This is a genomic window from Stakelama saccharophila (genome assembly GCF_032229225.1).
GTDB lineage: Bacteria > Pseudomonadota > Alphaproteobacteria > Sphingomonadales > Sphingomonadaceae > Sphingomonas > Sphingomonas saccharophila.
Genome location: NZ_CP135076.1, coordinates 2,035,864 through 2,053,599, shown reverse-complemented (window position 1 = coordinate 2,053,599; position 17,736 = coordinate 2,035,864). Strand labels below are relative to the sequence as shown.

Annotated in this window: 16 protein-coding genes; 13 read left to right on the top strand and 3 right to left on the bottom strand. The window is 65.6% G+C overall.

Going from position 1 to position 17,736, the window contains the following annotated elements; all coding sequences use genetic code 11:
* Positions 1 to 18: 18 nt before the first annotated feature.
* The 3 genes from RPR59_RS09575 to RPR59_RS09565 all read right to left on the bottom strand — a co-directional run bounded on the left by RPR59_RS09575 (position 19) and on the right by RPR59_RS09565 (position 3,161).
* The gene (locus RPR59_RS09575; protein ID WP_313913446.1) at positions 19 to 681 is read right to left on the bottom strand and encodes a cytochrome c3 family protein; all 663 of its coding nucleotides are present in this window, start codon (positions 679 to 681) and stop codon (positions 19 to 21) included.
* 226 nt (positions 682 to 907) lie between these two features.
* Positions 908 to 2,797 (bottom strand): hybrid sensor histidine kinase/response regulator, encoded by a 1,890-nt coding sequence (locus RPR59_RS09570; protein WP_313913444.1) that lies wholly within the window; start codon positions 2,795 to 2,797, stop codon positions 908 to 910.
* A 187-nt stretch (positions 2,798 to 2,984) separates the two neighbouring features.
* On the bottom strand, positions 2,985 to 3,161 hold the full coding sequence (locus tag RPR59_RS09565) for a hypothetical protein (protein WP_313913442.1): 177 nt from the start codon (positions 3,159 to 3,161) through the stop codon (positions 2,985 to 2,987).
* A 148-nt stretch (positions 3,162 to 3,309) separates the two neighbouring features.
* On the opposite strand from RPR59_RS09565, the gene RPR59_RS09560 reads away from it, so the two are divergent.
* The 13 genes from RPR59_RS09560 to RPR59_RS09500 all read left to right on the top strand — a co-directional run bounded on the left by RPR59_RS09560 (position 3,310) and on the right by RPR59_RS09500 (position 17,686).
* Positions 3,310 to 4,317: an SDR family oxidoreductase gene (locus tag RPR59_RS09560; protein WP_313913440.1), complete on the top strand. Its 1,008-nt coding sequence runs from the start codon at positions 3,310 to 3,312 to the stop codon at positions 4,315 to 4,317.
* Positions 4,318 to 4,690: 373 nt separating this feature from the next.
* Complete coding sequence (locus tag RPR59_RS09555; protein WP_313913438.1) at positions 4,691 to 5,221, top strand: cytochrome b; 531 nt, start codon at positions 4,691 to 4,693, stop codon at positions 5,219 to 5,221.
* Positions 5,222 to 5,252: 31 nt separating this feature from the next.
* Complete coding sequence (locus RPR59_RS09550) at positions 5,253 to 7,277, top strand: TonB-dependent receptor plug domain-containing protein (protein ID WP_313913436.1); 2,025 nt, start codon at positions 5,253 to 5,255, stop codon at positions 7,275 to 7,277.
* Positions 7,277 to 9,604 (top strand): TonB-dependent receptor, encoded by a 2,328-nt coding sequence (locus RPR59_RS09545; protein WP_313913434.1) that lies wholly within the window; start codon positions 7,277 to 7,279, stop codon positions 9,602 to 9,604. Before RPR59_RS09550 ends, RPR59_RS09545 begins: the two co-directional genes overlap by 1 nt.
* A gap of 193 nt (positions 9,605 to 9,797) precedes the next feature.
* Positions 9,798 to 10,184 (top strand): hypothetical protein, encoded by a 387-nt coding sequence (locus RPR59_RS09540; protein ID WP_313913432.1) that lies wholly within the window; start codon positions 9,798 to 9,800, stop codon positions 10,182 to 10,184.
* Positions 10,185 to 10,218: 34 nt separating this feature from the next.
* Positions 10,219 to 10,650, top strand: a complete 432-nt coding sequence (locus RPR59_RS09535; RefSeq protein ID WP_313913430.1) for a GlcG/HbpS family heme-binding protein — start codon at positions 10,219 to 10,221, stop codon at positions 10,648 to 10,650.
* A 332-nt stretch (positions 10,651 to 10,982) separates the two neighbouring features.
* A complete protein-coding gene (locus RPR59_RS09530; protein WP_313913428.1) occupies positions 10,983 to 11,519 on the top strand; it encodes a cytochrome c oxidase assembly protein in 537 nt (178 codons plus the stop codon).
* Positions 11,516 to 12,481, top strand: a complete 966-nt coding sequence (gene coxB, locus RPR59_RS09525) for a cytochrome c oxidase subunit II (RefSeq protein ID WP_313913426.1) — start codon at positions 11,516 to 11,518, stop codon at positions 12,479 to 12,481. The genes RPR59_RS09530 and coxB overlap by 4 nt, the downstream gene beginning before the upstream one ends.
* Positions 12,478 to 14,436: a cytochrome c oxidase subunit I gene (locus tag RPR59_RS09520; protein WP_313913424.1), complete on the top strand. Its 1,959-nt coding sequence runs from the start codon at positions 12,478 to 12,480 to the stop codon at positions 14,434 to 14,436. Before coxB ends, RPR59_RS09520 begins: the two co-directional genes overlap by 4 nt.
* Positions 14,429 to 15,040 (top strand): cytochrome c oxidase subunit 3, encoded by a 612-nt coding sequence (locus tag RPR59_RS09515; protein WP_313913421.1) that lies wholly within the window; start codon positions 14,429 to 14,431, stop codon positions 15,038 to 15,040. The genes RPR59_RS09520 and RPR59_RS09515 overlap by 8 nt, the downstream gene beginning before the upstream one ends.
* Entirely contained in the window at positions 15,037 to 15,483 is a 447-nt protein-coding gene (locus tag RPR59_RS09510) for a hypothetical protein (RefSeq protein ID WP_313913419.1), read from the top strand. The genes RPR59_RS09515 and RPR59_RS09510 overlap by 4 nt, the downstream gene beginning before the upstream one ends.
* A complete protein-coding gene (locus RPR59_RS09505; protein WP_313913418.1) occupies positions 15,471 to 15,812 on the top strand; it encodes a c-type cytochrome in 342 nt (113 codons plus the stop codon). Before RPR59_RS09510 ends, RPR59_RS09505 begins: the two co-directional genes overlap by 13 nt.
* Complete coding sequence (locus RPR59_RS09500) at positions 15,812 to 17,686, top strand: methanol/ethanol family PQQ-dependent dehydrogenase (RefSeq protein WP_313913416.1); 1,875 nt, start codon at positions 15,812 to 15,814, stop codon at positions 17,684 to 17,686. Before RPR59_RS09505 ends, RPR59_RS09500 begins: the two co-directional genes overlap by 1 nt.
* Positions 17,687 to 17,736 lie beyond the last annotated feature (50 nt).

Genomic DNA, 17,736 nt, shown 5'->3' with positions numbered 1-17,736 from the left:
TCCGGTCCATCTCCCCCCTTACCGATGGCATATCGAACACTCGGTGAGATTGCGGCCGTGATGGGCGATCTCGATCATGCGGGAGCGGGCGAACGCGCGGTCTGCGGGCGTTCGATTCTCGTACGGTGCGCTGTCGAACACCCGCTCCGGCGCCACGATCTTGTCTTCCGGGTCGCGGTGGCACGATACGCACCAGTCCATCGTCAGCGGCGCTGTCTGACGCAACAACGGCATCCGGCGCACATCGCCGTGGCAGGCGGCGCAGGGAACGCCGTTCTTCACATGGACGTGATGGTCGAAATAGGCGTAATCGGGCAGCCGGTTCACCCGCTTCCATTCGAGCGGCTTGCCTTCCGCCAGGCTTCGCCGCACCGGGGCCAGCATGTCGGCGTCGGTGTAAAGCTGCGAATGACAGGTCATGCAGGTATGCGTCGGCGGCACCACTGCGCTGGCCTGCGTCTCGACACCGGTGTGGCAGTAACGGCAATCGATGCCGAGATCGCCGGCATGGTGCTTGTGGCTGAACGGGACGATCTGGTCGACGAAGCGCCCCTCGCCGGTCACATAGCCGCTGCGCGTCACCGCCCCGGCGATGATCGCCAGGCTCAGGGGCACAAGCAGGATCGCGGCCAGGGACCAGCGGGCCCAGCTATTGGCTGCCGGCTTGAACAATTGGCTCAACGCTCGGCATCCTCTTCGACAGAAATGCCCGTAAGGGGCGGGGTGCGCTTTACATGTCGACTATTTGCGTTGGAAACGAAAGGCACCCTCGATGTCGACTCCGGAATTTGCGCTTCGATCCAGTCGGCACAGCGGCTGTATCACGTACGTGTCAGCCTTTCCCGCCGTCTTCACTGACATAGATTAGAAATCGCTCGACCTGGCGCCAGATCGCGGGAGACAGCGTCTATCGCTGGTCGGTCGAGGCGAGTGCCCGTGCCAGCACAGGACGGAGACTCGATGCACCATAGGGTTTGCGGACGACTTCGTAGCCCGCCGCTTCCCCGCCGGCTACTTCCTTGCTGTAGCCCGTCGCGAGCACGATTCGTTGGGTGGGACGGTTTTCGTGGATGTGCCTGGCCATCTCGATCCCGGTCATGTCTGCCATGACGACGTCGGAGAACACCAGGTCGAAGCTGTTGCCGTTGAGCAACTCCAGCGCCTCCCGGCCGGATCCCGCAGCCGTCACCTGCGCGCCGAATTCGCGCAGGAGCGTCTCGGCAAAGGAGCGTACGGCGTCGTTGTCCTCTACCAGCAGAACGCGAAAGTTGGCGGGTATGTTGCCGTCCGGTTCGGCACGTGCTTCACGCGGCAGCGACTTGCGCGATGCCGGAAGGAAAAGGCTTATGGTGGTGCCTTCCCCCTGAGACGATTCGATCTCTACACGGCCGCCGGACTGCGCCACAAAACCGTGGATTTGGCTCAGACCCAGACCGCTTCCCTTGCCCACCTGCTTCGTGGTGAAGAACGGTTCGAAGACCCGCTCCAGCACGTCGGGCGGGATTCCTTCGCCCGTGTCCCCGATCGAAATTCGCACACTGTCGCTTGCGATGTTGCAGGCGCTGATCGTCAACGTGCCGCCACCGGGCATGGCGTCCCGGGCATTGAGGGCGGCGTTGAGCAGCGACGCCTCGAATTCCGCGATGTCGACTTCGAGGGGATGGACTGCCTTGGCGAGATCCAGCTTCACCTCGACCTGCTCTCCGATCGTGCGGTCGAGGACGTCGGAAAAGGTCGTGAGGCGGCTCCGCGTGTCGATGACTTCGGGGGTGAGTGCCTGGCGGCGGCCGAAGGCGAGGAGCCGCCGGGTAAGGTTCGCGGCGACATCTGCGGTTTCCGCGATCGCCGTCACATATCTTTGGCGCTTCTCTTCACTGAGGCCGGGGCGCGCGAGCAACTCGGCGGAGCCCCGTACAACGGTCATCAGATTGTTGAAATCGTGCGCGATTCCGCCGGTCAACTCGCCCAGCGCCTGCAGCTTCTGCGCTTGCGCCAGTGCGATGCGGGCTTCTTCCAGTTCTTCCTGCGACCTGCGCCGTTCCGTGATATCCCGTGTGACTTTGGCGAAGCCGACATGCTCGCCCTGTTCGTCGCGGATCGGCTCGAGTACGACATGCGCCCAGAAAGTCGTGCCGTCTTTTCGTACGCGCTGCGCTTCGCGTTCATAGCGGCCTTCCCGCAATGCAGTGGCGAGCGCGTTTGCCGGTTCTCCGCGTTCGCGTTCCTCGGGCGTGTAGAAGCGCGAGAAATGATGGCCGATGATCTCGTCGGCGGAATAGCCCTTGATGGCTTCGGCCCCCGAATTCCAGTTCGTGACGTTTCCGTCCCGATCCAACATGTAGATCGCATAGTCGTGCACGCCCTGCACCAGCAGCCGGAACCGCTGCTCGCTTTCGTACAGTGCGGTGCGTCGCAGATGCTCTTCGGTGATGTCGCGCGTGATCTTTGCAAAGCCGAGCAATTGGCCGTCGTCGCTCATGATCGCGTCGACTACGGCGTGGACCCAGAATTGCGATCCGTCCTTGCGGACGCGCCAGCCTTCGCCCTCGCACCGTCCTTCGGTCGCCGCCGTGCGCAGAATCTGCTGCGGCAGGCCTCCCTCGCGATCCTCTTCGGTGAAGAAGCAGGAGAAATTGCGGCCGACGATTTCGTGCTCTTCATAGCCCTTGAAGCGCCGGCCGCCCGGATTCCAGGTAATGATCGTTCCCTCGGGATCGAGCATGTAGATCGCATAGTCGGTAACCGCCTCGACAAGCAGCCGAAAGCGATCCGAAAGCGGCACCGTTTGCAAGTCCACTGAACTGTTCACGCGCTCGTTTGCCCCCGGTGAATCGTATTTACCGGCCGCGGATGCGGCCCGCGCATAAATAATATTCGCTATCTGCAGGTAAAGGAGTAGGGCGATTATGCGGTTCGGGAACAAGGATGCCGAACCAGCATCTTCGATGTGGATTCCCGGCAATCCGGAAGCCGGCACCCCGTGATCAGCCCTCCGGCGAACCGGAATCGGGACCGGGAATATCGTCCGCGCCCTCCGCCGGATCGGGCTCCTTTCGCACGGCGTCGTTACGTTTTGCGTCGTCGGATGATTTGCGCCGACTTGCGGCCTGGTGCTTGCGATCCGGTTGTGGTGCGCCGTTTTCGGATTTCTTTTCGGTCATTTTCATCCTCCTCGCGAAAGGAACGCGCCTGGCGCCGATGATGTCCGTGTCCCGCTTCCGATTGCCATTTCGCATATTTGGGGCGCGCCGGGTGGCCGCGATTGGAACATCCCGCTTCCGGCTGCTTTGGCATGATGGAGGTGTCGCCATGGCAATTCGACTGAAGCCGCTGGCCGAGCAGGTCGTCGTTATCACCGGTGCCACCTCGGGCATCGGACTCGTTGTGTCGAGGAACGCGGCAGCGCGGGGCGCGCGCGTGATGCTGGTTGCCCGCGACGGCAGGGCGCTCGAGCAGATTCGCGATCAGATCATCGCAGCCGGCGGCGTGGCCGAATTTGCCGTGGCGGATGTCGGAGACGCCGCTCAGCTTCGCGCCGCGGGCGATGCGGCGGTTGCGCGGTTCGGCCATATCGACAGTTGGATCAGCAATGCCGGCGTGGCGATCTACGGACGGTTGCTCGACACACCGCTGGAGGAACATGAACGACTGTTCCGCACCGACTATTTCGGCACCGTCAACAGCGCCGAAACGGCGATCCGCCACCTGCGCGAACGCGGCGGCGCCCTGATTGCGATCGGCTCCATCGTCTGCGATATACCGACCCCGGTGCTGGGGGCCTATGCCGCCGCCAAGCATGCGGTCAAAGGCTATATCGAAAGCCTTGCCCTGGAGGTCCGCGCCGATGGCCTTCCGATTTCGATCACGCTGGTGAAACCGTCGGGAATCGACACGCCGATCGGCGAGCATGCGGCAAATCACGGTTCCGGCGAGGCGCTGATTCCGCCGCCTGCCTATGACCCGCAACTGGTCGCCGACGCCGTGCTTCACGCCTGCGAGCATCCTGTCCGCGTGGTGACCGTGGGTGGGGTAGGGCGGCTTCAGGTGCTGGCGGGCGTCCATTTTCCGCGCCTGCTCGACTGGATCACGCCCTTCATGCGCCGAAAGCTCTACGACAGGGAGACGCCAAAGACGCGGCGCGATGCCGTGTTCGCCCCGTTCGATGAGGGTCGCGAACGATCGCGCCGCGAGCGGCCGCGGCGGGTCAGTCTCTACACGGCGGCGCAGCGCCGGCCCGCCGGCGCCGCGGCCGTGGCGGTCCTGCTCGGCGGCCTCGCGGCAATGCTGTGGTCGACCCGAAAGACACGGAGGCGGTAATCGTGCAGGCCCCTGGCCGGCAGTGGGGCGTGCGACAGTCGCCGGCCCGGAGCGCAGCTAGGCGTCTGGAACGAGCATAGTCGCTCTTTCGGGCCTGCACGGATTTCCCTCGCAACCGAAACCCCGGCGGGTCGAGGGTTGAACCACCATTGTGCTGCCGCCACAGATGAGCGGGTGGCGAATCGCCTCCTTCGCGGCCTGGTTCGCCGCAGAAGCGGCGCGAAAATCTTCGTCGAGCGCAATGATGACGAGGAGCGGTGGGGCGCATGGAATGCCGAACCGGGACGAAATAGCCGCAGCCCCTTCGACAGATGCGCGCCACGAGCAGGCGTCGATGCGCTACAATGCAGTGGCGCGGGCACTGCATTGGTGCATGGCGGTCCTGATCCTCATCAACCTGCCGCTTGGTCTGCTGCATGAGGAACTGGAACGGTGGACGGGTGCGAGCCCGATGCCGATCCACAAGTCCATCGGGATTTGCGTCCTCGCGCTGGCTTTTGTCCGGCTCTGCTGGCGGATGCGGCACCGCCCGCCGTCGCTGCCGTCGCTGCGGCCATGGGAGCGCCGGGCGGCGGGCGCCACGCATGTCCTACTTTACACAATGATGCTGCTGCTGCCCCTGACCGGCTATGTCATGACCTCTGCCGGCGCTTATCCGCTGGTCTGGTTCTATCTCGCACCCCTGCCGAAGCTGGATGTGGCCCCGGGAAGCATCATGGCGGTAGCGGCGGGATCGGCGCACCGGGTGCTCGGCTGGACGATGCTGGCGCTGGCAACCGGTCACATCGCGGCCGCCCTGCGCCACGGCGTTCTGCTGCGCGACGGGGTGCTGGCGCGCATGGTGCCCTGGCCGATTTCCGGCGCAGACCCGACGAACTTGTATTCTCGGAGGCGGGACGTGTAGGCGGGCGCCACCCATAAGTGCAGGCGGGCCTATGTTCTTCATCTACCGCAATTTCCTGATCACCCTTCTTGCCATGGCTACGGCTCTGCCGGTCGGCGCGAAGGCGAAGGACCGGGACCAGGACGCAGGATCGACGAAAGACATCGTCGTCGACGGCGAAGCGCTCCCGCCGACGGCCGGCGCGGCGGCCTATGGCGTTGCGACGATCGACCGCGAGCGGCTGACCCATTCGGCGTCCGGCCGGCTGGAGGACGTGCTGCGCGATGTTGCCGGGCTGCAGCAGTTCCGCCGCTCGGACAGCCGCTCTGCAAACCCCACCGCCCAGGGCGTGACACTGCGCGCTATCGGCGGCAATGCGACCAGCCGCGCATTGGTGCTGCTCGACGGCGTGCCGCAGGCCGACCCCTTCTTCGGGTATATTCCGTTCAACGCGATCGCGCCCGACCGGCTGAAGGCGGTACGGGTGACCCGCGGCGGCGGGACGGGCCCGTTCGGCGCCGGCGCGGTGGCGGGAACGATCGAACTGATCAGCGCCGGCCGCGACTCGTTGCCGCTTTACGAAGCGGACGGCTTTTACGGCAGCCGCGATTCGCAGATGCTCTCCGCCAGCGTGTCGCCGGACGTGGGCGTGGGATTCGTGTCGTTTTCGGGGCAGTTCGACCGCTCCGACGGTTTCTACACCACGCCGCAGGACCAGCGGGACCCCGCCACGGCGCGGGCGCGATATCGCAACTGGTCGACCTCGCTGCGCATGGCCGCGCCGATCGACGCCGACACGGAGGTGCAGGCGCGCGGTGTGGTCTATCGTGACGATCGCACGTTGCGCTTCACCGGCGCCGACAGCAGCACCGAAGCGAACGACGCCAGCGTCCGGCTGATCCATCGCGGTCCGTGGCAGGTCGATGCACTCGCTTATGTCCAGGCGCGCAACTTTTCCAACCGCGTCATCAGTTCGTCGAGTCACCAACTGGTGCTCGATCAGCGCAACACGCCCTCGACCGGGCTGGGCGGCAAGATCGAGGTGCGGCCGCCGGTCGGCGACGGCCACCTGCTACGGATCGGCGTCGACACCCGGCTGGCGGACGGGGCGTTGTACGAGGATCCCTATAGCGGCGGCGCGGCGACGGCGCATCGCCACGCGGGCGGACAGACGCAGACGCTCGGCCTTTTCGTGGAGGACGACTGGACGCTGGGGCCGCTGGTGCTGACCGGCGGCGGCCGCATCGACCGCTGGACGATCACCGGCGGCTTTTATCGCGAGCTGAGCGCCGATGGCGTGCTGACGCGCAACGACCGCTATGCCGATCGCGACGGCGTAGAGGCGACCGGCCGGGTGGGCGCGCTGTTCCACGCCGGCGAGCATCTGGCGCTGCGCGCCGCGGCCTATACGGGCTTTCGCCTGCCGACGCTGAACGAACTCTATCGGCCATACGTCGTCTATCCCGTGGTGACCGAGGCCAATGCGGCGCTCGATCCCGAACGCATGAAGGGTGCGGAGGCGGGCTTCGATCTGACTCCGGCCGAGGGCGTGTCGCTGGGTGTGACCGCCTTCTACAACCGGCTCGACGGCGCCATCGCCAACGTGACCATCGGTCCCGATCTGCGCCAGCGCCGCAATGTCGATGCGATCGAGGCCAAGGGGGTCGAGGTGAATGCGCGGGCGGAGCGCGGCGCGTTCGCGCTGAGCGCCTCTTACGCCTATAACGACAGCAAGGTTGTCGGGTCGGGCGCCTCGGCGGCGCTCGACGGGCGTGAGCCGGCGCAGAGCCCGCGACACAGCGCCAGCACGACGCTGGCCTGGGCGCCGCGCAGCGGGGCGCTTCTGTCGACGACGCTGCGCTATACCGGGCGCCAGTATGAAGACGATCTGGAAACCGACTCCCTGCCGGATGCCTTCACTGTCGATGCGGTGGCGGAACTGCCGCTGGGCAAAGGAGTGAGTCTTGTGGGGCGTGCCGAAAACCTCTTCGACGAGACCGTCGTGACGCGCAGCGATGCCGGATCCCTCGACCTCGGCACGCCGCGGACGCTGTGGATCGGGCTGAGAATAGGATAATGCGACCGCTGCCGCCGACGCTCCTGACAATCGCTGCGCTGATGACGTCGCCGGCGGCGCTGGCGCAGGCGGAATCGGAAACGGCGCCGAAACCCGAGCCGCGCCGCGACATCGTCGTCACCGCGCCGGGCGGCGATCTGGACGAGGATGACGCGATCACCGTCACCTCCGACGATCTGAAGCGGGGCGGAACGACCGATCTTTCGGGTGGCATGGCGCGCAACGTTGCGGGCGTGTCGCTGTCAGAGGCGCAGTCCAATCCGTTCCAGCCCAACCTCGTCTATCGCGGATTCGTCGCCTCTCCGTTGCAGGGCAATGCGCAGGGGCTCGCCTTTTACATCGACGGCGCGCGGTTCAACCAGCCGTTCGGCGACACGGTGGATTTCGATCTCCTGCCCGTAAATGCGGTGCGCCGCATCACTATCAAGGATGCAAGTCCCGTCTATGGCCTCAATGCGCTGGGCGGGGCGGTGGTGGTCGAGACCAAGACCGGCCGCACTGCGCCCGGCGCGCGGCTGAGCGGCGCCGGCGGCAACTACGGGCGCGGCGAGTTCGCGGCGGAGCTCGGCACGTCCTCGGGGCCGTGGAGCGCCTATCTGGCGGTCAACGAACAGCATGACGGCGGCTGGCGGCGCTACTCGCCCTCGGCGCTCTACAACGGCTTCGCCGATCTCGGCTGGGACGGGGAGAATGCCGGGATTCACGCCAAGGCGATCCTCGCCGATACCGATCTCACCGGCAACGGCTCGGCGCCGGTCGAACTGCTCGCGGCCGATCGGCGGGCGGTGTTCACCTGGCCCGACAACACCCGCAATCGCTTTGCTCGGGTGAGCGTGCATCCCTGGCTGGGGCTGGGGCCGCACACCCGGATCGAGGCGAGCCTGTATGCGCAGCGGCTTCATCAGGAGACGGTGAACGGCGACGCTGCCGACATCGAGCCATGCGAGACGGCGGCGAATACGGGGCTGCTGTGCCTCGAAGCGGCCGCTGACGATGATGATGAGGAAGGGGAGGAGAGCATCCTCACCGACCGCGCGGGCACGCCGATCGCCGATGTGCTGGGCGGCGAGGGCTATGGCGTGCTCAATCGCGGTGAGACGCAAAGCCGCGCCGGCGGCGCGCTCGTCCAGCTCGTCGATACCCGCCCGCTGTTCGGCGGAAAGAACCGGCTGGTGGTGGGCGCCAGCCACGATCGCGGCCGCAGCCGCTTCGCCGCCTCCACCGAACTCGGCAAACTCACCGAAGCCCGCAATGTGGCGGGGCTCGGGCCGGTCATCGAACAGGCGGACAGCGCGATCACGCCGGTCGAGGTGGTCGGTCTGACGCGCTATACCGGCGTCTTCGTGTCGGAGACGTTGCCGCTCGGGCCGCGGCTGTCGGCCGAACTGGGGCTGCGCTGGAATGACGCCCGCGTCTTGCTCGACGATCAGCGCGGCGCGGTGCTCAATGGCGAGCACCATTTCCAGCGGCTCAATCCCGGTGTCGAACTCGATTATGCCATCTCAAGCGCTGTCTCGATCCGCGCCGGCTATGCCGAGACCAATCGCGCGCCGACGCCGGCGGAACTCGCCTGTGCTGATCCGGAGGCGCCGTGCAGCCTCACCAATTTCTTCGTCGGCGATCCGCCGCTCGAACAGGTGGTGGCGACAAGCTGGGAAGCGGGCGCTTCGGGCCATAGCGACGGTGCCTGGACGGTCGACTGGCTGCTTTCCGGCTATCGCACCACCAGCCATGACGACATCCAGTTCGTCGCCGCCGAAACGCGTGGCCGTGCCTATTTCCAGAATGTCGGCGAAACGCGGCGACAAGGGGTGGAACTCGATATCGGCGCGCGCCGCGGAGCGTGGACGCTGCGGGCGGGCTATGCCTTCACAGATGCGACCTTCCGGACGCCGCTCGCGCTCAACAGCCCGGATAATCCCGCCGCTGACGGGGAGGGGCATATCGCGGTGACGCCGGGCGACCGGTTGCCGGGTGTGCCGCGCCATCGCGGATTGGTGTCGGTGGACTATGCGGGCGACGGTTTCACGCTTGGCGGCGACGTGCAGGCGCAGTCGGGGCAGTTTTTGTTCGGCGACGAGAGCAATGACCGGCCCAAGACGGACGGCTTCGCCATCGTCGACCTGCGCGGCAGCATCGCAATCGGACGCGGGCTGAAGCTGTTCGGGGAATTGCGCAACGTGTTCGATGCCCGGTACACGACCTTCGGCACGTTCTCCGAGACCGGCGAGATCGAGCTCGCCGAAGCGCCGGACGCCGGCAATCCACGCAGCCTCGGGCCCGGCACGCCGCGACGGTGGACCGCGGGACTGTCCGCAAGATTCTGAACGAGCCGCTCAGCCCTTCCGCACAGTCCTCCCTGCCGCTCGGCGCCAGCGCCATCCGCTCCACATTACCAATGCCGCCGACGCCCTTGCCGCGTAGAGCTTCGTCCAAATCGGCGTGCGGACGAGATTCGAACGCTGACCGGAACCTGCTGCCGCTGGTGCCGTTCTCCCTTCGGGACTGTGGAGATCGGCTATGAATTACAAGAAGATGTCGCGCGTGCTGGGTTGGTTCAGTATCGGGCTGGGCGCGGTCGAATTGCTGGCCGGGAAGCGGATCGCAAAAGCACTGGACGCCGAAGGGCATAGCCGTACCGTTCGAGCCTTCGGCGGGCGCGAGATCGCGAGCGGCGTGGCGCTGCTTCAGGCTCCCGCGCATGCCGCGCGGGTCTGGGGGCGGGTTGCCGGTGACGCGCTCGACCTCGGCGCCCTGGCGTTGGCGGCGCGGCACTCGCCGAAGAACAAGGCGATCTGGGGAGCTGCCGCCTTCGTGCTCGGGGCGGCGGCGCTCGACACGCTGGTCGCCCGGGGACTGAGCGGTTCTGCCGCCGATCCTTCCGCGCATAAAGCCTTGCCCGCATGATTGCGGGCCCCGACGCTTATAGAGGAGATTCGAGGTGCCAAGACAGATCGAAACACTGACGCTGAACGATGCGCGCCAGCTCATCGCCGCGGGCGAAGCGAAGGCCGAGCAGATCGGCGTTCCCTACAATATGGCCGTGGTGGACGCCGGCGGCAATCTGGTTGCCCATGTGCGGATGGACGGGGCCTGGATCGGGAGCATCGACATCGCGATCAACAAGGCCTTCACCGCCCGCGCCTTCGACATGTCGACCGAGAAGCTGGGCGGCATGGCCCAGTCCGGCAAGCCGCTGTTCGGCATTCACACTACCAATGACGGTGATGTCGTCGTCTTTGGCGGCGGAGCGCCGATCATGCGCGACGGTACGGTGATCGGCGCCGTCGGCGCCAGCGGCGGCACTGTCGATCAGGATGTCGAGGTGCTGCACGCAACGGTATCCGCGTTCGAGGCGGAGAAAGCCTCCTGAATTTCGGGTGAACACCATGTTCACGACTCACTCATGTTAGGGACGAGCCGGTTACCGGTGGTTTATGGCCTGACACGGCACGCTGGAAATACAGCATAAGCGCAAGAGAGGGGCAGGTTTCGATCATGATGCCAGGAGCGACTTATTGCGGCGCACCGCCGATACCCGGCAGCCTTGCTGAGCGATTCAACCTGGACCCCGTTCTCTTCTTGGCGCTTGCCGCGCTCACGCTGCTTCATCTTTGGCACAATAGGCGCACCGGCCGTTCCATCCACAGCGCATCATTCGGCTGGGCGATTGCGACAGCGGCCTTTGTCTCGCCGCTATGCGCATTGTCGGTCTCGCTTTTCGCGGCGCGGATCGGCCAGCACATGATCCTGATCCTGCTCGCGGCACCGCTGATCGCGAGCACGCTTCCAGGTTGGCGGTTTCGTGGCACGGCCGCTTCGCGCTGGGGAGCGGTAGCCGCTTTTTCCGCCTTTTTATGGTTCTGGCACATGCCCGTACCCTATGAATGGACCTTCCTGTCGACGCCGGTCTATTGGGCAATGCACATATCGCTTTTCGGCAGCGCCATCTGGCTGTGGGCGGAACTGATCGACCATGCACCGGAACGGGCGGTGTCCGTGCTGGCCGCCGGAACGGTGGCGTCGGTGCAGATGGGATTGCTGGGCGCGGTGATCACGCTTGCTTCCTGGCCGATGTACCGGCCGCATTATGCCACGACGCACATCTGGGGACTGACGCCTCTGGCCGACCAGCATCTGGGCGGCGTGCTGATGTGGGTGCCCGGCATGGTGTTCTTCCTCTGGGCCGCCCTGCGTTCCTGTAGCGCGCTGTGGCGCAAGCTGGAGGCGGAGCCGGCATGAGCGGCGCGACGCCGCTCGGTTACCTGTCCAGTGCGGGCAGCCGTGCTGCGACGATCGTACCGTTGACCTGGTATGTCCTGATCGTCTCGATCCTCGTGTGCGTCATCATTGGTGCGCTGGTGTGGATCGGCGTCCGGCGGTCGCATTCGAGCGGTGGTGCGGCGGAAACGTCCGCTGCCGCCGTGGCGCGCAACGGCAACGGCATCAGGTGGATCTGGATCGGCGTCGTGCTTACCGCCATTCCGCTCGCCATCGCCCTTGTGTGGACGGTCGGTGCGTTGGCGAGCGTGGCCGGATCCCCTCGGCGCCCGGACCTCCTGCTCGACGTGACCGCGCACCAGTGGTGGTGGGAGGTGAAATATCATGGCGACACGCCGTCCGATACCTTCGCCACCGCGAACGAGATACACATTCCGGTCGGGCGCAAGGTGCTGGTGCGCCTGCACGGCGGCGACGTGATTCACAGCTTTTGGGTTCCGAAGCTGACAGGCAAGACCGACGCGATTCCGGGGCAGGAGAACGCCACCTGGCTGGAGGCCGCCGGTCCGGGAATCTATCGCGGACAGTGCACCGAATATTGCGGGCTCGAGCATGCCAAGATGGGGTTTGAAGTGATCGCCCAGCCAGCCGCCGCGTTCGAACGCTGGCGGACCGCGCAGCTTCAGACGGCGCCGCCGCCGGCCACGCCGGCGCAGGCGCGCGGCCTTGCGCTGGTCCAGTTCAGATGCGGCATGTGTCATGCCGTGCGCGGCACCACCGCCGCTTCCCATTACGGCCCCGACCTCACCCATCTCATGAGCCGCCGCAAAATCGCCGCGGCCACCCTTCCCAACAATCCCGGTGCGCTTTCCGGCTGGATCCAGAATCCGCAGGCGACCAAGCCGGGCGCCCTCATGCCCGACCAGCATCTGAGCGGGCAGCAGCTCGCCGACCTTCGCGCCTATCTGGAGACGCTGAAATGAGGCAGGCCGTGTTCCGCCGCCCCGAAATCGGGGACGACAACGAGATGCTGCGCGCGCGGCTGCACGCGATCTGGGAAACAGCGCCGGGGCTGAAGGGCTGGCTCGGCACCGTCGATCACAAGGAGATCGGCATCCGCTACATCATCACCGCCTTCGTCCTGCTCGCGCTGGGCGGGATCGAAGCGCTGGTGATCCGGCTGCAACTCGCCGGTCCCGACCTCCATTTGCTGACGCCCGAACAGTATAACGAGTTCTTCTCGACGCACGGGATGACGATGATCTTCCTCTATGCGTCGCCGATCCTGTCGGGCTTTTCCAATTATCTCTGGCCGTTGCTGCTGGGCAGCCGCGACATGGCCTTTCCGCGCATGAACGCGTTCAGCTATTGGGTTTTTCTCGGATCGGCGATCTTTCTCTATAGCGGCTTTCTGGTGGGTGCGGGGCCGAATGACGGCTGGTTCAACTATGTCCCCTTTGCCGAGAAGGACTATAATCCCGGCTTCAACCAGGACTTCTATTCGCTGGGGATGATCTTTCTCGGCATCTCGACCACGGTCGGGGCCGCCAATTTCATCGTCACCGCGTTCAAGACGCGGGCGCCGGGCATGTCGATCAACCGCATCCCGATCATGATCTGGGGCACGCTGACCGCCAGCGCGGCCAATCTGGTCGTCGTGCCGGCGGTCAGTCTCGCTTTTTTCCTGCTGTGGATGGACCGGCAGTTCGGCACCGACTTCTTCCAGCCGGCCGGCGGCGGGCAGCCGCTGCTCTGGCAGCACCTGTTCTGGATCTTCGGCCATCCCTGGGTCTATGCGATCGTCCTGCCGGCGATGGGGATGGTGTCGGACGGGCTTCCCGTCTTCTGTCGGCGGCCGCTGGTCGGGCATTCGCTGGTCGCGCTGGCGACCGTGTCGGTGATGATCCTGGGCTTCGGCGTCTGGGTCCACCACATGTTCGCGACCGGCCTGCCGGGGCTCAGCTTGTCCTTCTTTTCGGGCGCGTCGATCATCATCACTTTCCCCAGCGCGGTGACGGTGTTCGCCTGGATCGCGACGATCTGGCTGGGGCGGCCGGTAATCACCACGGCGTTCCTCTATTTCGCATCGATGATCCTGCTGTTCGTCATCGGCGGCGTTTCCGGTTTCATGACGGCGAGCGTGCCGGTCGACTGGCAGTTGACCGACACCTATTTCGTAGTCGCGCACATCCATTACGTGCTGATCGGCATCAACGTCTTTCCCGTCGTCGGCGCGACCTATTTCTGGTTCCCGAAGATGACCGGCAAGCTGATGGACGAGCGGCTGGGGCGCTGGGGTTTCTGGACGATGTTCGCCGGCTTCAACATCGGCTTCCTGCCGATGCACCTGACCGGCTTGCTGGGCATGCCGCGCCGGATATGGACCTATCCCGCCGGCATGGGATGGAGCACGCTGAACCTGGTGACGACGCTCGGCAGTTTCCTGTTTGCGGTCGGCATCCTGATCTTCTTCTTCAATGTCATCAAGAGCCTGCGCAGCGGCGCGCCGGCGGGTGCCAATCCGTGGGGCGGCTCGTCGCTCGAATGGTCGGTCAGCTCGCCGCCGCCGCCGTATAATTTTGCGGTCATCCCCACCGTCGCCTCGCGACATCCGCTATGGGAGGAGGCACTGGACGAGAGCGTGGCGCGAACTTCCCTGACGCGCGGCATGACGCTCGACCAGGGCAAGGAAGCGCTCCACACCTCGCCCATGGACGCCGAGCCGGAACGGATCGTCGCCACGCCCGAGGACAACGTCGCGCCGTTCCTGCTGACCGTCGCGATGATGGTCCTGTTCTACGGCATGCTGCTAAAGCTGTGGATCGTGATCGGTCTGGGCGGGCTCGGCTGCTTCGCCGCGCTGCTCATGTGGCTGTGGCCGCGCCGCAATCTGCTGGAGCGCGCGCCGCCCGACCGGAAGGAGCCCGTTCATGGCTGAGTTCGCGCGATCGGAACCGCAGGAGCTGCCGGTCGGTCCGGTCGGCCGGTCGGGGCCGGGATGGTGGGGCGTCGCCATGCTGATCGCGAGCGAAGCCGCGCTGTTCAGTTATCTGCTGTTCTCCTATTACTATACCGGCGCGAGCGCGCTGCCCGGCTGGCTGCTCGAACCTGCGCCCAAGATGATCCCGACGCTGCCGAACACGCTGCTGCTGCTCGCCTCCAGTGTCGTCGCCTGGTACGGCGAGAAGGGCGTGGAGAAGGGCGACCGGACGCAGGCGCTGGTGGGGATTGGCGGCGCCTTCGTGATGGGATTCATCTTCGCCGGCGTGCAGTGCTGGGAATGGGCGAAGAAGACCTATGGCATGGGCACGACCAGTTACGGCTCGCTCTATTTCACGACGACCGGGTTTCATATGGCCCATGTCATCGTCGGGCTGGTCATCCTCGCCGCGCTGTTCTTCTGGGTACTGGACGATTATTTCTCGCCGCGGCGGCGGATCAGCGTGTCGGCGGGCATCCTCTATTGGCATTTTGTCGACGTGGTGTGGCTGTTCGTCTTCACCACCTATTATCTCACGCCGTATCTGGGATTCGCGAAATGAGCCGGAAACCGGAATCGCTCAGCCATCATCCCGCACCGCAGGCGGAGAAAATCTCGTCCTGGATGGCGTTCTTCATGGTGTTCGGCGGCCCGGCCGCCTGGTTCGTGCAGCTCTGCATCGGCTCGGTGATGGCGAGCTGGCCCTGTTTTCCCAACATGCACCGGCTGGACGAACCGCTGCATGGTTACCAATGGACGCGCGGCGGCGCCGCCATCCTGCTGGTCGTCGCGGCGCTGGTCGCGGCGCTGGCGGCCTGGACGTCCTGGCGCAAGCTGCAACAGGTCCGCGGCGAACGCGAAGGCGGGCACCGGGAACTTTCGGAAGTCGGTCATGGACGCACCCGCTTTCTCGCGCTTTGGGGCACGATTACCGGGGTGAGCTTCACCATTGCGACGCTCGCCACGCTCGTCGCCTTTGTGTGGATGCCGCGATGCGCCGGTTGATCCCGCTCCTCGCCATCGCCGGTCTGGCCGCGTGCCACGCCGACCCGGAACCGGGCACGCGCACGGCCAAGGCGCTGATCGCGCAGCGGTGCGCCTCGTGCCACGTGGTACCGGGCGTGCGCACCGCGGTCGGGCGTGTCGGGCCGTCGCTGAAGGGGATCGCGACCCAGCAGATCATCGCCGGCCGCTATGAAAACACGCCGGGCAACATGAAGCGCTGGATCATGCACCCGCAGCATTTGCTGCCGGGCACCGCAATGCCGGATACGGGCCTCACGGACGCGCAGGCCGAAGCGATCGTCGACTATCTCAACACGTTGGACGGATAATGATCAGACGCAGCCTCCTTCCCCTTTGCCTCGCCGTCGCGCCCGGAGCGCTGCTGGCGCAGACGCTTCCCTCGCCGACGCCCGCGAGCAAGGTCTTCACGCGCGAACAGATCGGCAATTCGCTGGCGCCGCCCACGCTCGACAAGGGCAAGCCGCGCGCCAATCCCGCCGCCGCCCCGCGCGACGATGGCGAATGGACGATGCCCGCCAAGAATTATGCGGCGACCCGCTTTTCGGCGATGCAGGAGATCACCCCGGCGAACGCGAAGAACCTCAAGCCGGTGGTGACCTTCTCGCTCGGCGTCAACAAGGGGCAGGAGGCCGCCCCGCTGGTCAAGGACGGGACGATGTATGTCGTCACCGCCTATCCGAACTATGTCTATGCGCTCGACCTCACCAAGCCGGGCGCGCCGCTCAAGTGGAAGTACAACCCGAAGCCGGCGCCCGCCAGCCAGGGCGTCGCGTGCTGCGACGTGGTGAACCGGGGCGGTGTGCTGAGCAACGGCAAGTTCATCTTCAACACGCTCGACGGGCAGACGATCGCGGTCGACATCAAGACCGGCAAGCCGGTGTGGAAGACGCAGCTCGGCAACATCAATATCGGCGAGACGATCACCATGGCCCCGCTGGTCGCCAAGGGGAAGGTCTATGTCGGCAATTCCGGGGGGGAGCTGGGCGTGCGCGGCTGGGTCGCCGCCCTCGACGAAGGCAGCGGCGATGTGGTGTGGAAGGCGTATGCCACGGGACCCGACAAGGATGTCCTGATCGGCGACGATTTTCATCCCTATTACGCCTCGGACCGGGGCAAGGATCTGGGGGTGAAGACCTGGCCGGCCGATGCCTGGAAGATCGGCGGCGGCAATATGTGGGGTTGGATCAGCTACGACCCCGAACTCGACCTGATCCTGCACGGCACGGGCAATCCGGGACCGTGGAACGCCGAGCAGCGGCCGGGCGACAACAAGTGGACCACGGGCATCTTCGCGCGCGATCCGGAAACCGGGGCGGCGAAATGGTTCTACCAGTTCACGCCGCACGACGAGCATGACTATGACGCGATCAATGAGCAGATCCTGCTGGACATGCCGTTCGCGGGCAAGATGCGAAAGGTGCTCGTCCGCATCGCGCGTGACGGATACGTCTATGTCATGGACCGTCATACCGGGCGGGTGCTGTCGGCCGATCCCTACGGGCCGGTCAATTCGTCGAAGGGCGTCAACCTCAAGACCGGCCGGCTGATCCTGAACCCGGCGAAGAAGACCAAGCTGGGCCAGGTCGTGCGCGACATCTGCCCCACCGCGAGCGGGGCCAAGGACTGGAACCCGAGTTCGTTCAGCCCGAAAACAGGGCTCATCTACATCCCGCACGAAAATCTGTGCATGGACTGGATGAATCTGGAGGTGAACTACATCGCCGGCACGCCCTATGTCGGCGCAGAGGTGCATATGAAGCCGGGGCCGGGGGGCAATCGCGGCGTCGTCACCGCATGGGACCCGATCCGGCGAAAGCCCGCCTGGGAATACAAGGAGAAGTTCCCGGTCTGGTCCGGCACCGTGACGACCGCGGGCGGGCTGGTCTTTTTCGGGACGATGGACGGCTGGTTCAAGGCGCTCGACGCCAAGAGCGGCAAGCTGGTGTGGAAGTATAAGGTCGACAGCGGCATCATCAGCCAGCCGATCAGCTATCGCGGCCCCGACGGCCATCAATATATCGCCGTGCTGTCCGGCGTCGGCGGCTGGGCCGGAGCGGTCGTTTCCGGCCCGGTCGATCCGCGTGACGGCTCGGCTGCCCTCGGCTTTGTCAACGCAATGTCCGATCTGCCCAAATACACGACTGCCGGAGGGTCGCTTTATGTCTTCGCGCTTCCGCACTAAGATAGCCGTAGCAGCGGTCGTCCTGCTCGCGGCCTGTGGCAAGGGGGCCG

Bases quoted from the DNA above. Each gene is read 5' to 3' on its own strand.
- RPR59_RS09550 (WP_313913436.1), top strand. From the start codon at position 5,253: ATGTTCTTCATCTACCGCAATTTCCTGATCACCCTTCTTGCCATGGCT.
- RPR59_RS09555 (WP_313913438.1), top strand. From the start codon at position 4,691: ATGGCGGTCCTGATCCTCATCAACCTGCCGCTTGGTCTGCTGCATGAG.
- RPR59_RS09560 (WP_313913440.1), top strand. From the start codon at position 3,310: ATGGCAATTCGACTGAAGCCGCTGGCCGAGCAGGTCGTCGTTATCACC.
- RPR59_RS09520 (WP_313913424.1), top strand. From the start codon at position 12,478: ATGAGGCAGGCCGTGTTCCGCCGCCCCGAAATCGGGGACGACAACGAG.
- RPR59_RS09545 (WP_313913434.1), top strand. From the start codon at position 7,277: ATGCGACCGCTGCCGCCGACGCTCCTGACAATCGCTGCGCTGATGACG.
- coxB (WP_313913426.1), top strand. From the start codon at position 11,516: ATGAGCGGCGCGACGCCGCTCGGTTACCTGTCCAGTGCGGGCAGCCGT.
- RPR59_RS09540 (WP_313913432.1), top strand. From the start codon at position 9,798: ATGAATTACAAGAAGATGTCGCGCGTGCTGGGTTGGTTCAGTATCGGG.
- RPR59_RS09500 (WP_313913416.1), top strand. From the start codon at position 15,812: ATGATCAGACGCAGCCTCCTTCCCCTTTGCCTCGCCGTCGCGCCCGGA.
- RPR59_RS09565 (WP_313913442.1), bottom strand. From the start codon at position 3,161: ATGACCGAAAAGAAATCCGAAAACGGCGCACCACAACCGGATCGCAAG.
- RPR59_RS09515 (WP_313913421.1), top strand. From the start codon at position 14,429: ATGGCTGAGTTCGCGCGATCGGAACCGCAGGAGCTGCCGGTCGGTCCG.
- RPR59_RS09510 (WP_313913419.1), top strand. From the start codon at position 15,037: ATGAGCCGGAAACCGGAATCGCTCAGCCATCATCCCGCACCGCAGGCG.
- RPR59_RS09505 (WP_313913418.1), top strand. From the start codon at position 15,471: ATGCGCCGGTTGATCCCGCTCCTCGCCATCGCCGGTCTGGCCGCGTGC.